Raw genomic sequence first — 14001 nt, 5'->3', positions numbered from 1 at the left:
ATCCAAGTATTGAGCAGGTGAGTCGGCAACTCCAATCAGGCGGACCGGAACCGTCCGGCTCCGAAAAACGCTTTGAATTCAGATTGGATTGTCAACCAACGGGGAAACCATGAACCAGGACAGCTCCAGCCACGGCGGCAAATGGACCACCTTCTTCGCCATGATCGCAACGTCGATCGTGACGATGTTCGTGCTGAAATATTCCAACATCTACGAGGCGGATCACGCATTCTTCAGCCAGACCCGCATGTGGATGGCATTGATGATGGGCATGGCGATGATCGTCATCATGCTGGGTTTCATGTGGGGCATGTACAAGACATTCATGACCAAGGTGCTGGTCATGATCGGCGCGATTGCGGGCTTCTTCCTCTTCCTGTTCCTCGCCCGCAGTCAGGCGACGGTCGAAGACGAAGCGTGGATGAAGGCAATGATCCCGCACCACTCGATCGCGGTCCTCACCAGCCGCCGCGCCGAGATCAGCGATCCGCGTGTGCGCGAATTGGCCGACGCGATCATCGAAGCGCAGGTGAAGGAAATCGCGGAAATGAAGCTCCTGCTCGCCGACATCGAGGCTAACGGGGAAATGGGTGATGGTACCCCCCTGCCCCCGCGCACGGCCAAGCTGACGCCCGAACTCATGGACGAGGCCGAAAAGGCGGTCGAGCGCGAGATTACGCCCGACATTCGCGAGGGAGTCGAAGTCGCGCGCTAGTTGCCGCTGGCCGGATAGCTCGACCAAACGAACCGCTTGTCGGGGCCGAAGGCTATGACCTGATAGGCCTGGCGCCGGTTGCCCATTTCCATTCCGGGCGAACCGAGCGGCATGCCGGCAACGGCAAGGCCCGTGATCCCCGCCGGGCGTTCTTCCAGCAGGCGCTCGATATCCGCTGCAGGGACATGACCCTCGATCACCATGCCGTCGACGATGGCGGTGTGGCAGGACACCAGGTCAGCCGGCACGCCATTGGCCGACTTGACCGCGGCGATATTCTCGCTCTCGACGGTCTTGGCTGCCACCGCGTCGCCATCGGCAGAGAAGTGCTCATGCGCATGCTTGAGCCAAGACAGGCAGCACCCGCAATTCGGATCGCGGTACATCGCGATCTCGGTCGCCTGCACTGCACCGGCACAGCCTGCAAGCGCGAGCCCTAAAGCGAGGCGAAGGTTGAGGCGTGTTGTCTTATTCATGGTCATCCCGATCACCTTTTCTTCTGTAGCAACTCGACCAGTTCCTCGAACTTCTGGCGCTGGTCTTCGGCATCTCCGCTCGCAATCGCTTCGGCGACGCAGCAGGCCGCGTGGTCCTTCAAGACCTGCGTTTCGACCTTGGCCAGCGCGGATTTGATCGCCTGGATCTGGGTGAGGATGTCGATGCAGTAGCGATCGTCCTCGATCATCTGCGCAACCCCGCGCACCTGACCCGCGATCCGGTTGAGTCGATTGATTTTCGCGGTCGAACTGTCGGCCATAATTCCGATCCCGTTGAAATACCCTGCGGGGGTATATATGTGCAGCGCGTCAACGGATCAACAGAGCCGGAAAATCTCCCCCGTCATGCAGATCAATCGCCGCCGTTTCATCACCAGCACAGCAGGCCTCGCCGCGGCCACTTCGCTATCGATGCCCGCATGGGCCAAAGGCGGTTCTCTGACCCATGCGAAACGCGGTTTCGGCGAAGTTTCGGGTGAAGACATCCGCCTTGCCATCGGCAATCATCACTTCATGACCGGCGGCCGGTCGGGCCACGCCGTGGCTGTCAACGGCACGGTTCCCGGGCCGCTGGTGCGCTTGCGCGAAGGCCAGAACGTCAAACTGCACGTCACCAACCACCTGGAAGAAGACAGCTCGATCCACTGGCACGGCCTACTGGTCCCGTTCCAGTTCGACGGGGTTCCGGGGGTCAGCTTCCCCGGTATCAAGCCGGGCGAAACCTTCACCTATGAATTCCCGATCCGGCAGAGCGGCACGTATTGGTGGCACAGCCATTCGGGCCTGCAGGAGCAGGCGGGGCACTATGGTCCGATCGTTGTCGAAAGCGCCGACCCCGATCCGCGTTACGACCGCGATTACGTCGTCCTGCTGAGCGAGTTCACGCCGATCCACCCGCACGAGATCATGCGCAAGCTCAAGGTCGGCGAGCACTATTTCAACCGCCAGATGCAGACCGCGACCGACGGCGAAATGTCCGGTGAAATGCGCCGCATGTGGGGTGAAATGCGGATGAACCCGCGCGACATTTCCGATGTGACAGGCACGACCTACACCTATCTCATCAACGGGCATGGCCCGGCCGACGATCTCCAGCTGGAATTCCAGCCGGGCGAGCGTGTGCGCCTGCGCGTCATCAACGGCTCGGCCATGACCTTCTTCAACGTCCGCATTCCCGGCGTGCCGATGACCGTGATCCAAGCCGATGGTCAGGATGTCGCCGATGTCGAGGTGGACGAATTCCAGATCGGCGTCGCAGAAACCTACGATGTGATCGTTACGCCGCCCGCAGGCAGCCATGCATTGGTGGCAGAGGCGATGGACCGCAGCGGCATGGGCGTTGCCAGCCTCACCTCGCACAAGGGACATATCGCCGCCCCGCCCGCGCTGCGAGAGCCGGTGACGCTGTCGATGACGGACATGGGCATGATGGACCATTCCGCCCATGGCGGCGGCGGTTCGATGGATCATTCCATGCGCGACAAGAGCGCGGTGCCGGACGATGTGAAGGTCGGCCCCGGCGTCGACATGATCGCGCCGATGCCGATGGACCGGATGGATTTCCCCGGCCTCGGCCTCGACACGGTCAAGCACCGCGTGCTGCGCTACACCGACTTGAAGGCCAAGCGGATGAACCCGCATCGCACGGTGGACCGCGAGATGGAGATCCATCTCACAGGCAACATGGAGCGCTACATGTGGAGCTTCGACGGCAAGAAGTTCACTTCCGTCACCGACGACCCGATCCGCTTCGGTTTCGACGAGCGGGTGCGCGTCAAGCTGGTCAACGACACGATGATGGCCCACCCGATCCACTTGCACGGCCATTTCTTCGAGCTGGTGAACGGGGCCGATCACATGAACCAGCCGCTTAAGCATACTGTCGTGGTCCAGCCAGGTGGGACCGCCACTTTCGACCTGACCGCGAACGAGCCGGGCGACTGGGCCTTCCACTGCCACCTCCTCTACCACATGCATGCAGGCATGATGCAGGTGGTGACGGTGCGTCCCTTCCCCGCACCGGGAGAAGCATGATGCGCGTTGTCGTCCTCCCTCTCGTGCTTCTTTCCGCGCCACTCGCCGCGCAGGATCATTCGGGTCACGCAGCTCATGCCGGTCATTCGGCAGAACCAACTCCTGCGGCACAGGAGCCGGATCACTGCGCGATGGGGCATCTGCCGCCGGAAAAGTGTCCGGCAAAGAGCGAAGCTGAACCAGCCGCCGAGATGGACCACTCGGCGATGGACCATTCCAAGATGGACCACTCGACCATGGATCATTCGGCGATGGGGCAGCCATCGGTCGACCACTCGGCCCATGGTGCGATGACCGACAAATCCACCCCCGGTGCGGCACCCGAAAGTGCCGTCCCGCTGCGCGCCCTGGAAGGCCCGCGCCACGCGGCCGACCTGATCTGGGGCGAGAGTGCCATGGCGCCCAGCCGCGCGCAGCTGGCCCATGAAAACGGTGGCATGAAGACCGGCATGATCATGCTGGAGCGGCTCGAGGCCCGCGTTCCGACAGATGGCGGCGACACCGGCTATGTCTGGGATGCGCAGGGCTGGTACGGCGGCGATCTCAACCGTTTCGTCTTCAAGTCCGAAGGCGAAGGCGAGTTCGGGTCAGAGCTGGAAGACGCGGAAATCCAGGCGCTCTATAGCCGTGCGATCGGGCCGTTTTTCGACCTTCAGGCAGGTGTTCGCTACGATATCGAGCCAGACAGCCGCGCCCACGCCGTGATCGGCGTGCAGGGTCTCGCGCCATACATGTTCCATGTCGACGGCGCGGTATTCCTGTCCGACCAGGGCGACCTTACGGCGCGCATCGAGGGCGAATACGACCAGAAAATCACCCAGCGCCTGATCCTGCAGCCGCGCGTGGAACTGGAACTGTCCGCGCAGGACATCCCTGAGCGCGAGATCGGCGCAGGCCTTACCAAGGTCGAGTCGGGCCTGCGCCTGCGTTACGAGTTCACGCCCGAATTCGCGCCCTATGTCGGCGTCGAATACGAAGCCAAGCTGGGCGAGACGGCCGACAGAGCAAAGGCCGCCGGGGAGGACCCCGACGGCCTTAAACTGTTGGTCGGCCTGAGGGCCTGGTTCTGACCGCTTAGCGCGGAGCCATGCGGATCGCGCCGTCGAGGCGGACGTCTTCGCCGTTGAAATAGCCGGTCTCGATCATGCACATGGCGAGCTTGGCGTATTCTTCCGGATTGCCGAGGCGCTTGGGGAACGGGACGCTGGCAGCCAGCGCTTCCTTCACCTGCGGCGGTGCGGCATTCATCAGCGGGGTGTTGAAGATACCCGGCAGGATGGTGTTCACGCGGATGCCTTCGCGCATCAGGTCGCGCGCGATGGGAAGCGTCATGCCGACCACGCCGCCCTTCGAGGCCGAGTACGCAGCCTGGCCCATCTGGCCGTCTTCGGCAGCGACCGATGCGGTGTTGACGATCGCGCCGCGATCGCCCTCGTCCGTCAGCGGGTCGAGGCTCATCATGCCTGCAGCCGACTTGGCGATGCAGCGGAAGGTGCCGATCAGGTTCACCTGGATCACGAAATCGAAGGCAGAGATCGGGAAGCTCTTGATCTCGCCGGTCTGCTTGTCGCGGCTGGCGGTCTTGATGGCGTTGCCGATACCGGCGCAATTGACGAGGATGCGTTCCTGGCCGTGCGCCTCGCGCGCCTTGGCGAAGCCTGCATCGACGTCTTCGTCGCTGGTCACATTGACCTTGCAGAACACGCCGCCGATGTCCTTGGCGACCGCTTCACCCTTTTCCTCGTTCATGTCGAAGATGGCGACCTTGGCACCCTTGGCGGCGAGTGCACGCGCGGTGGCTTCGCCGAGGCCCGATGCACCACCGGTCACGACTGCGGGGGTATTTGCTGAAACTTCCATGAAAAATCCTCTCAATTCAGGTAATTAAAGCGCCTCGACGATGGTCACGTTGGCGACGCCGCCGCCTTCGCACATCGTCTGCAGGCCGTATCTCTTGCCGCGCGCCTTCAGCGCATGGACCAGCGTGGCCATCAGCTTGGTCCCCGATGCACCGAGCGGGTGGCCAAGTGCAATAGCCCCGCCGTTGACATTGAGCTTTTCCGGGTCGGCGCCGGTGTGCTTGAGCCATGCCAGCGGCACGGGCGCGAAGGCCTCGTTCACTTCGAACAGGTCGATGTCGGAAATCTTCATGCCCGCCCGTTCCAGGGCGCGGTCGGTCGCAAACAGCGGCTCTTCCAGCATGATGACCGGATCGCCTGCCGTCACGGTCAAATTGTGGATGCGCGCCAGCGGGGTGAGGCCGTATTCCTTCAGCGCCTTTTCGCTGACCACCAGTACTGCGCTGGAGCCGTCGCAGATCTGGCTGCTGGAGGCGGCGGTGATGGTGCCTTCGGGGCTGAGCAGCTTGACCGACTGGATGCTTTCGAGCGTGGCATCGAAGCGGATGCCTTCGTCCACCGTGTGCATTTCCGTGCCTTCCGGGGTCTCGATTTCGACCGGCACGATCTCGGCCTCGAAAGCGCCCGAACGCGTGGCTTCGATTGCCTTCTCGTGACTCGACAGGGCGAAGCGGTCGAGATCGCCCTTGGTGAAGCCGTGCTTCTTCACGATCATTTCCGCGCCCATGAACTGCGACCACTGGATGCCGGGGTATTTCTCCTCGAGGCCCGGCGATTTGTAGTTCCCGAGGCCCTCCTTCATGTGGAACATCGCCGTCGAGCCCATGGGTACACGTGTCATGCTTTCCACGCCGCTGGCGATGACCACGTCCTGCGTCCCGCTCATCACGGCCTGCGCGGCGAACTGGATCGCCTGCTGCGAAGACCCGCACTGGCGGTCGATGGTGACGGCGGGCACGCCTTCGCCGAGGTGCTTGGATGCGAGCACGGCATTGCGTCCGACCTGCATCGCCTGTTCACCGCCCTGGCTGACGCAGCCCATCACGACATCGTCGATTGCCTTGGCCTCAAGACCCGAGCGCTCCATCACCGCATCGAGCGACTTCGCAGCCAGATCGACGGGGTGGACGCCGGCAAGCCGCCCCCCGCGCCTCCCGCCTGCGGTACGTACGGCTTCAACGATATAGGCGGCGGGCATAGTCCATCTCCGGATTCGAGTTGCTGTTTGCTACTGGCTACGTTCCGTTGACGTAAAGGTCAATCGGGAAAGGTCTACGGAGCATTGAACCTCTCTGCGAAAAATTGCCGCAATTCCGCCATTTCGCAGTTGTGTCAATTTCGCAACACACCATGCCCGAACGCATCGGCCCGGGATAAACATTTTGCAATTTGAAGACACATTTGAGCACATGCGGCATCCGCAAATCCAGGTGCCTCCCCGGTGCCTGCCGCGGTATAAATTTAGAGGGGTTTCTCACCGGGTTCCTTCCGGTGAGAGCAAGAATAAGGATTGAAGCATTATGAGAATGCAAAGCAAGCTTAAGCTGGCAGCGGCGCCCCTGGCGCTCGGTGTCGCGCTTGGTGCGCAGCCGGTCTTTGCTCAGGACGCCGACGTAACCGTCGCCGACGAAGAGCAGACTCCGCCTACCGCCATCATCGTTACGGGTTCGCGTATTTCGAACCCGAACCTCGAACAGTCGAGCCCCATCCAGCTCGTCACTTCGGAAGACATCGGCATTCAGCAGGTTACCAACGCTGAAGAACTGCTGGTCGACCTTCCGGGCGTGGTTCCCGGCTTCGGTAACAACGTCAACAACGGTTCGGGCGGCTTCTCGGCTCTCAACCTTCGCGGCCTCGGCACCAACCGTAACCTCGTCCTCGTCGACGGTACGCGCGTTGTTCCCAGCACGCTGACCAGCACGACCGACCTTAACATCATCCCCGTCGCACTCGTCGAGCGCGTCGAAGTCGTAACCGGCGGTGCTTCGTCGGTGTACGGTGCAGACGCTATCGCCGGTGTTGCCAACTTCATCCTCAAGGATGACTTCGTCGGTGCCGAATTCTCGGGCACGGCAGGCATCACCGAACAGGGTGACGGCGAGCGTGTTCGCGCAGACATCACCCTCGGCGCAGGCTTCGACGATGGTCGCGGCAACGCAACGCTGAGCCTCGGCTACCAGAACATCTCGCCCGTCCTGCAGGGCGATCGCGACGTTTCGAAGAAAACCTTCTTCGTCGGCGGCCAGGAAATCGGCTCGGGCACCTCGGTCCCGACCCGCATCAATGGCGACCAGTACGATCCGGAAACCGGAACGCTGGTTCCGACCTACAACTCCTTCAACTTCGCACCGTTCAACTACTTCCAGACCCCGCTCGAGCGTTTCAACGCTTTCGCGACGGCCAATTACGAAGTGTCGCCGGGCGTGGAATTCTACACGAAGGGCATGTTCACCAAGGCTTCTGTGAAGCTGCAGCTCGCCCCTTCGGGCCTGTTCGGTGACACTTGGCAGTTCCCCCTGAACAACCCGTTCCTGACTGACGCGATCCGCGACCAAATCTGTGCCGACAACGAGATCGACCCCGCAACGTGTATTGCCGCCGGCAATGCAACGAGCCCGGAAGATCCAAACTATCTTGAAGTTCCGACGATCATCAATCGTCGCCTCGTCGAACAGGGCGCACGTGAGACCGATTACACCACGAACCAGTTCCAGTTGTGGGCCGGTGTTCGCGGCGGTCTGACCGATCTGCTCGATTACGATGTTTACGCCACCTATGGCGAATCCGATCGTGCCCAGACCAACCTCAACTGGGGCCTCAAGTCGCGTGTCCAGCAGGCGCTTCGTGCAAACGACGCGACTACCTGTTCGGACCCGTCGAACGGCTGTTCGCCGATCAACCTGTTCGGAGACGGCACCTCGATCTCGCCAGAATCGATTGCCTTCTTCAACCAGCCTGCGGGCAACACCGTTTCCACTTCGCTTGCAGTCGTCAGCGGCAGCATCTCGGGCGACCTGACGGAAACCGGCTTCCTCGCCGCTGAAACCCCGATCGGTTTCGCAATCGGTGCGGAATACCGTGACTACGGTGCATCGCAGCGTTCGGACGTTTCCTTCGGCACGCAGGACGAAGTCCTCGGTACCGGCGCCCCGTCGCCGAGCTACTCGGGTGGCTACAGCGTGAAGGAAATCTTCGGCGAAGTCATCGTCCCGCTGATCGAGAATTCGTTCATCTACGGTGCTACCCTTGAGGCCGGTATCCGTGTTTCGGACTACTCGAACACCGGAACGAGCACGACCTGGAAGGCCGGTGGTAGCATCGAGCCGTTCGAAGGTTTCGTATTCCGCGGCATCTATCAGCAGGCTGTTCGTTCGCCGAACATTGCCGAACTGTTCCTGCCGGTTACGACCGGTCTGGCAACACTCGCTGTGGACCCGTGTCAGGGAGCGGCTCCGACGACCAACGCAACTCTCGCCAGCATCTGTCAGGCGCAGGGTGCACCGGCCAGTTCGATCGGCAGCATTCCCGCTCCGTCGGCAGGTCAGGTCAACGCCACCAGCGGTGGTAACCCGAACCTCGATGTGGAAACCGCGAAGAGCTACACGCTCGGCGTGATCTTCACCCCGAACTTCGTCCCAGGTCTCGCCTTCACGGCCGACTACTACAGCATCAAGGTCGAAGACGCGATTACCAACCCGACGACCAACGACATCCTCGACCCCTGCTTCGGTCCGAACGGCAACACGCCGGACGCATCGGCAGAAGAGTGCGGCCTTATCGGTCGTAACCCGCTCAACGGTTCGTTGAACGGTGGTGGCGATACACAGGGTCTGTTCCTGGGTCTCACGAACCAAGGCACGATCGAGACCAGCGGCGTCGACGCACGTCTGACCTACGACATGCCCACCGGCTTCGGCGGTCTCGGCTTCGACTTCGGTGTGAACTGGGTCGACGAGATCAAGTTCCAGGCGAGCCCGACCTCGATCAACCGCGAATGCGTTGGTCAGTACAGCTCGAACTGCAGCTTCTTCAACGGCGAAATCGTTCCGGAATGGTCGGCTAACGCACGCGTTACCGCAAACCTCGACGACTTCGGTGCGGTCTCGCTCCGCTGGCGCTGGATCGACGGTGTCAACTACGAAGAGGCGCTGTCCACCGATGGCATCCTTGAAGAGTATCTGTCGATCCCGTCGTACCACTACTTCGACCTGAACGTCCGGGCCGATGTGAACGACCGCATGAGCCTGACCTTCGGTGTCTTCAACCTGCTCGACAAGGAGCCGCCGAGCGTGAGCTCGTACATCGGTACGACCGCACAGAACTCGGGTAACACCTATCCGTCGACCTACGACGTTCTCGGACGTCGTTACTCGGTCACGGCAAATATCTCGTTCTAATCCTCACGGATTGACGAAAATAGAAGCGGCGGGCTCCGGCCCGCCGCTTTTTTTTCGCCCGTGACAAGCGTTGCTCAGTGCCATAAGCTTCACCCCAAGGAGAAAATTCATGAAGTATTCGCACAGTTTTTTTGCAGCGATCCTAGCCCTTATCGCGTCGCCCTTCCTGATCAGCGCGAGCAGCGCTTCCGCCCAAGCGACGCCCGCGGCTTCGAACCAGCCCGTCGAAGAAGAAGCGTCCGAGGATGCCGAGGTCGATCAGAATGAAGTGGACTGCCGCCGGATCAAGGTGACCGGTTCGCGCGTCCGCAAGAAGAAAATCTGTATGACCTTCGCGCAGTGGGAAGCCTACGGCCGCAACAGCCGTAACGCGGCGACTGAAATGCAGGATGCTGGCTCCATCGACCCCGCTGGCGATCCTGGACCCTGACCGGAAAGTTGTTTTCGAGATTGCACTAGATTGGCAATCTAATCCTTCTCTCCCTCCGATTTGGATCGGCTGCTTAGAAAAGACGGCGGGCTGTTGCCCGCCGTTCTCTTTTGCCCTAAGCAGAAGTGCGGACTGCTCAAGACATTCTTATTGTTAGGATTTTCATGCGCACTCCCACCACCTTCACGCTTTCTGCAATACTCGGCCTCGGCGCTCTTGGCCTTGCGAGCACAGCCTACGCCGACACGCCTCCTGCGGCCGTCGCACAACCTTCTGCCGCTCAATCCACGGCAAAGACAGATTCGGAAACCGGCGCGTCCGACACAGAAGAAGTCGTGTGTCGTCGCATCAAGGTGACGGGATCGCGCGTCCGCAAGAAGCGCATCTGCATGACAGTCGCCCAGTGGGAAGACCATGGCCGGATGAGCCGGGACGGGGCGACCAAGATGCAGGAGGCAGGTCTCGTCAACTCTCAACGCGGCGGATAATTCTTTGGCTTGCGGCGCTGTTCCTTCATAGCCGCAAGCATGGATAGCGAAGCCCTGATTCAGAATGCCATCGCGGCCCGCAATGCAGGCCTCGGCGGTGAATGGATTGCCAGGCTGCAATCGGGGATCGAGCTGGACGCGGCCAATCCCCGCCTGTGGCACACGCTCGGTACGCTGTTTCGTGCAGAGCTGGACAGCGAGCGGGCAATCGCGGCCTTCAATAAGGCGGTCCAGCTCGATCCAAGCTCTTTGGTCAGCCGCCACGCGCTGGCACGCGCGACCCTCGAATCCGGCCAGCCTGCGGTCGCGCTTTACGATGCTGCCTTGGCGCTGGATCCCGGCAACCAGGCATTGGTGCTGGGCAAGGCGTCTGCTCTTGCGGGGCTTGGAGAGGCCGATCGATCGATCGCGCTGCTCGAGAGTTACCTCAAAAACAGCCCCAACGATCTGGATACCCACCGCCAGCTGGTGGAGACCCGCGTCGCGAGGGGCGAAGGCCCGGCAGCGTTCAGGACCCTGAATGCAGCGATTGATGCAAGCCCCAACGACATCGGCCTGCTGACGCTGAAGCTCGACCTGTTGCACGCCGGCGAAGACTTCGAGCGCCTGCTGCAATTCGCCGATGAACTGGAGAGGCGCCTCGGGCCTGGGCCTGGCCTTGCCACCTATCAGGCGATCGCGGCTTCGGAGACCGGGCGGACTGAGCGCGCGGACCGCCATTTCTCCTCGCTCCAACCGGTGAGCGCCCCCGCCCTCGCCAGCCACGTCATGCGGCATCTCGTGCGGGATGGCAGGATAGACGCGGCGATTGCCCTCGGAACAGCAGTAACCGGCCAGGACGGGGACCAGCATGTGTGGCCCTGGCTTGGGCTCGCATGGCAAATGGCGGACGACCCGCGTGCGGACTGGCTGTTCGGCCAGCCCGGACTTATCGAAACCTACGATGTCCTCGATAGCGACGAGGTTCAGCAACTGGGCAGCATTCTAAGGGCGATCCATACTGCGCGCGAAGGGTTTCTGGGCCAGTCTGTCAGGGGAGGCACGCAAACCGATGGCCCTCTGCTGGCTCGATCGGAACCCGAAATACAGTCGCTGCGGCTTAAGCTCATCGATACCGTCGGCAGCCATATAGAGGCTCTGCCGATGGTGCCCGGCCATCCTGTCCTGCAGCGCAAACCGGATAAGGTTCGCATCATCGGATCATGGTCGGTGCTGTTGCGCGCAGGGTCTGGCTATCACACCAATCACGTCCACCCCAACGGCCTGTTCAGTTCGGCGCTTTACATCGACCTGCCCGAGACGCTCGGACAATCGAGCGAAGAGGGCATGCTGGTTCTCGGGGAACCACCGAAAGAACTCGGCCTAGAGCAAGAGCCGTTCCGCAAGATATTGCCGCGACGAGGCAGGCTTGCTCTCTTCCCCTCGATCCTTTTCCACGGAACTACGCCCTTCACCGAAGGAGAGAGGCTGAGCGTGGCCTTCGACATCGCTCCCTAGGCGCGCCCAAAAAAAAGGCCGGCATACCCGAAGGTATACCGGCCCTTTTCGCATTGGTGGCTGAAGATCAGATCAGAGGCCGCCCGGGCCGCAATCGTTCTTCAGGAAGTCGAACATCTTCGTATAGAACTGCTGCTGATGCTCGAACATCAGCGTCGTATAGAAGTGGTCGGCACCCTTGAGGGTCAGGAACTGGGCGTCCTGGATACCGGCCTTCTCGATCGCATCCTTATAGTCTTCGTAGTGGAAGTAGAGGACACGCGCGTCGACATCGCCGTGAACCATCAGGATCGGCACGTTGACGTTCGAGACTTCCTTGATCGGGTTGATGCCGATCATGCCGCGGCGCTGCGCCCAATCGTCGATCGCCTTGGGCGAATAGGGGCTGCGACGCTGCTTGTAGCTCTTTTCCGGATCGGAAACTGCCGCACCGGCGATCACGCACTGGTAGATGTTCGGCGAACGCGACGCTGCGACGAGCGCCGAGTAGCCACCGTAAGACCAGCCCATGAAGGCAACGCGATCGGGATCGACGAGACCCTTTTCGATGAGATAGAGCGCGCCGTCATCCTTGTCGTCCTGCATGGCCAGGCCGTGTTCGCCGTAACCTGCGTCGAAGTGCTTCTGGCCCCAGCCCGTGGAGATACGGTTCTGCGGACGAAGCACGGCGTAACCGGCGTTCACCAGCATCTGGTCCCATTCGTCGTAGCCGACCACGCCATTGACGTGCGGGCCGCCGTTGTGACGAACGATCAGCGGATAGGGGCCTTCGCCCTTCGGCCGCATGAAATAGGCCGGGATGGTCAGCTTCCCGTCACGCGACGGATAACGGATGAATTCGACATCCGCGAGCTGCTCGGGCTGGACCAGCGGGTTGCGGCTGCCGAGCTTGGTCATGGTGCCGTTGCGGACCAGCCAGTAGGAGCCGGGATCGCGCGGACCACGGTTCGATACGATCATCGTGCCGCCATCGGTAGAACGGCTGGTGATGCTGACCTGGTGGGCGTTGGGGATCTGGGCTTCGAGCGCTTCGTAGAGCGCCTTTTCGCCTTCATCGAACCAGATGGTGCGATACTTGTCCCACGGATAGATCGCGCCGACGAGCGTTTCGTCGCCCGGCATCGAACTGGTGCGAATGCCCATGATGTCGGCCTGGTCCGTGCCGGCGAGCTTTTCACCGAACTGGCCGGTGTCGAAGTTGAACTCCCACAGGGCAGCCTTGTCTTCGCCGCGGTTGTCGATGACATAACCGATGCTGGGGTTGTCGGGATCGAAACCGGCGAGCCCCATAAAGCCCGAAAGCGTGCGATACAGGTTCTCGTGCTTGTCCTGATCGTAGCGCATCAGTTCCGTCCACGAGCCTTCGCCAGGCTTACGGTAATAGGTGATCGCTTCCTTGGTGCCGCTATCGTAGCCGACGGTCCAACGCGGATTGCCTTCGTTGTCGAACTGCGCAGTCGGATACTTTTCGCTGCCCTTCAGCACCAGGCTCCGCGTGCCGCGTGCCAGGTTGACCTTGTAGTAGGAGCGCGGACGGAAAGCTTCGAACGGATCGACGCCCGAGGGATCGGGGATGGCCGTGCCGGTCTCGACGAGAATATGATCGGGGTCGTTCGGCAGGCGGTTCGCGATGCCGAAGTTACCGTCGATCTTCTGGAATTTGTTGGTCTTCAGGTCATAGGCGTAGCCGGCATAGTCATAAGTGCCCTGCTCCGGGCCGTTGACCTTGCTGCGGTTCTGCTGCCACGCCGATCCGAAGATATAGCGATCGCTGACCCAAGAGGCGCTGATGATTTCCATCGGGTCCGCATTTAGCACGCGGAAGGGCTTCGACATGTCCTCGGTCTTGTAGATCTTGAGGAGGTATTCGCCCTCCTTGCTTTCGACCACGTGGACGAGGACATGCTTGCCGTCCGGCGAAACCTGTACGGCGTTGACGACGTCGCGCAGCGCCCAGACCTCGATCGGAACGGTCGGCATGCCGGTGGTGTTCTGTTGCGCCGCGGCCGGGGCGGCGACAATTCCGAGAGATGCGACTGCACCGGCAGCCAGCAAGGCGGATTTGATGATTTTCATGAAGCGAC

Annotated in this window: 12 protein-coding genes; 7 read left to right on the top strand and 5 right to left on the bottom strand. The window is 61.4% G+C overall.

The window, feature by feature from the left end; translation table 11 throughout:
* Window positions 1–109 precede the first annotated feature (109 nt).
* Window positions 110–715: a DUF305 domain-containing protein gene (locus BM173_RS09545; protein ID WP_090480687.1), complete on the top strand. Its 606-nt coding sequence runs from the start codon at window positions 110–112 to the stop codon at window positions 713–715.
* Here the strand turns inward: BM173_RS09545 and BM173_RS09540 are convergent.
* The gene (locus tag BM173_RS09540) at window positions 712–1191 is read right to left on the bottom strand and encodes a DUF411 domain-containing protein (RefSeq protein ID WP_342741977.1); all 480 of its coding nucleotides are present in this window, start codon (window positions 1189–1191) and stop codon (window positions 712–714) included. The two genes, BM173_RS09545 and BM173_RS09540, sit on opposite strands and share 4 nt — an antisense overlap.
* Window positions 1192–1202: 11 nt before the next feature.
* Window positions 1203–1472, bottom strand: a complete 270-nt coding sequence (locus BM173_RS09535; protein WP_090480684.1) for a metal-sensitive transcriptional regulator — start codon at window positions 1470–1472, stop codon at window positions 1203–1205.
* An 85-nt stretch (window positions 1473–1557) separates the two neighbouring features.
* On the opposite strand from BM173_RS09535, the gene BM173_RS09530 reads away from it, so the two are divergent.
* Window positions 1558–3246, top strand: a complete 1689-nt coding sequence (locus tag BM173_RS09530) for a copper resistance system multicopper oxidase (protein ID WP_090480680.1) — start codon at window positions 1558–1560, stop codon at window positions 3244–3246.
* On the top strand, window positions 3243–4316 hold the full coding sequence (locus BM173_RS09525; protein ID WP_090480678.1) for a copper resistance protein B: 1074 nt from the start codon (window positions 3243–3245) through the stop codon (window positions 4314–4316). Before BM173_RS09530 ends, BM173_RS09525 begins: the two co-directional genes overlap by 4 nt.
* A gap of 4 nt (window positions 4317–4320) precedes the next feature.
* On the opposite strand, the gene BM173_RS09520 is transcribed toward BM173_RS09525, so the two are convergent.
* Both BM173_RS09520 and BM173_RS09515 read right to left on the bottom strand, forming a co-directional pair.
* On the bottom strand, window positions 4321–5106 hold the full coding sequence (locus tag BM173_RS09520) for an SDR family NAD(P)-dependent oxidoreductase (RefSeq protein WP_090480675.1): 786 nt from the start codon (window positions 5104–5106) through the stop codon (window positions 4321–4323).
* A gap of 24 nt (window positions 5107–5130) precedes the next feature.
* On the bottom strand, window positions 5131–6303 hold the full coding sequence (locus BM173_RS09515; RefSeq protein ID WP_090480673.1) for an acetyl-CoA C-acetyltransferase: 1173 nt from the start codon (window positions 6301–6303) through the stop codon (window positions 5131–5133).
* A gap of 328 nt (window positions 6304–6631) precedes the next feature.
* Between BM173_RS09515 and BM173_RS09510 the strand changes: the two genes are divergently transcribed.
* The 4 genes from BM173_RS09510 to BM173_RS09495 all read left to right on the top strand — a co-directional run bounded on the left by BM173_RS09510 (window position 6632) and on the right by BM173_RS09495 (window position 11917).
* The gene (locus BM173_RS09510) at window positions 6632–9502 is read left to right on the top strand and encodes a TonB-dependent receptor domain-containing protein (protein ID WP_245755842.1); all 2871 of its coding nucleotides are present in this window, start codon (window positions 6632–6634) and stop codon (window positions 9500–9502) included.
* A gap of 109 nt (window positions 9503–9611) precedes the next feature.
* Entirely contained in the window at window positions 9612–9932 is a 321-nt protein-coding gene (locus BM173_RS09505; RefSeq protein WP_090480668.1) for a hypothetical protein, read from the top strand.
* A gap of 164 nt (window positions 9933–10096) precedes the next feature.
* Window positions 10097–10420: a hypothetical protein gene (locus BM173_RS09500; RefSeq protein WP_090480663.1), complete on the top strand. Its 324-nt coding sequence runs from the start codon at window positions 10097–10099 to the stop codon at window positions 10418–10420.
* A gap of 39 nt (window positions 10421–10459) precedes the next feature.
* Complete coding sequence (locus tag BM173_RS09495) at window positions 10460–11917, top strand: 2OG-Fe(II) oxygenase family protein (protein ID WP_090480660.1); 1458 nt, start codon at window positions 10460–10462, stop codon at window positions 11915–11917.
* Between the two features lie 72 nt (window positions 11918–11989).
* On the opposite strand, the gene BM173_RS09490 is transcribed toward BM173_RS09495, so the two are convergent.
* Complete coding sequence (locus BM173_RS09490; RefSeq protein WP_090480657.1) at window positions 11990–13993, bottom strand: alpha/beta hydrolase family protein; 2004 nt, start codon at window positions 13991–13993, stop codon at window positions 11990–11992.
* Window positions 13994–14001: the final 8 nt, after the last annotated feature.

It is taken from the genome of Qipengyuania nanhaisediminis (genome assembly GCF_900115585.1).
GTDB classification, from domain to species: domain Bacteria; phylum Pseudomonadota; class Alphaproteobacteria; order Sphingomonadales; family Sphingomonadaceae; genus Qipengyuania; species Qipengyuania nanhaisediminis.
Note: the sequence above shows the minus strand (reverse complement) of the source record. Positions and strands in the feature narration are given on the sequence as shown.

Coding starts and splice junctions, on each gene's coding strand:
- BM173_RS09545 (WP_090480687.1), top strand. CDS start 110: ATGAACCAGGACAGCTCCAGCCACGGCGGCAAATGGACCACCTTCTTC.
- BM173_RS09540 (WP_342741977.1), bottom strand. CDS start 1,191: ATGAATAAGACAACACGCCTCAACCTTCGCCTCGCTTTAGGGCTCGCG.
- BM173_RS09535 (WP_090480684.1), bottom strand. CDS start 1,472: ATGGCCGACAGTTCGACCGCGAAAATCAATCGACTCAACCGGATCGCG.
- BM173_RS09530 (WP_090480680.1), top strand. CDS start 1,558: ATGCAGATCAATCGCCGCCGTTTCATCACCAGCACAGCAGGCCTCGCC.
- BM173_RS09525 (WP_090480678.1), top strand. CDS start 3,243: ATGATGCGCGTTGTCGTCCTCCCTCTCGTGCTTCTTTCCGCGCCACTC.
- BM173_RS09520 (WP_090480675.1), bottom strand. CDS start 5,106: ATGGAAGTTTCAGCAAATACCCCCGCAGTCGTGACCGGTGGTGCATCG.
- BM173_RS09515 (WP_090480673.1), bottom strand. CDS start 6,303: ATGCCCGCCGCCTATATCGTTGAAGCCGTACGTACCGCAGGCGGGAGG.
- BM173_RS09510 (WP_245755842.1), top strand. CDS start 6,632: ATGCAAAGCAAGCTTAAGCTGGCAGCGGCGCCCCTGGCGCTCGGTGTC.
- BM173_RS09505 (WP_090480668.1), top strand. CDS start 9,612: ATGAAGTATTCGCACAGTTTTTTTGCAGCGATCCTAGCCCTTATCGCG.
- BM173_RS09500 (WP_090480663.1), top strand. CDS start 10,097: ATGCGCACTCCCACCACCTTCACGCTTTCTGCAATACTCGGCCTCGGC.
- BM173_RS09495 (WP_090480660.1), top strand. CDS start 10,460: ATGGATAGCGAAGCCCTGATTCAGAATGCCATCGCGGCCCGCAATGCA.
- BM173_RS09490 (WP_090480657.1), bottom strand. CDS start 13,993: ATGAAAATCATCAAATCCGCCTTGCTGGCTGCCGGTGCAGTCGCATCT.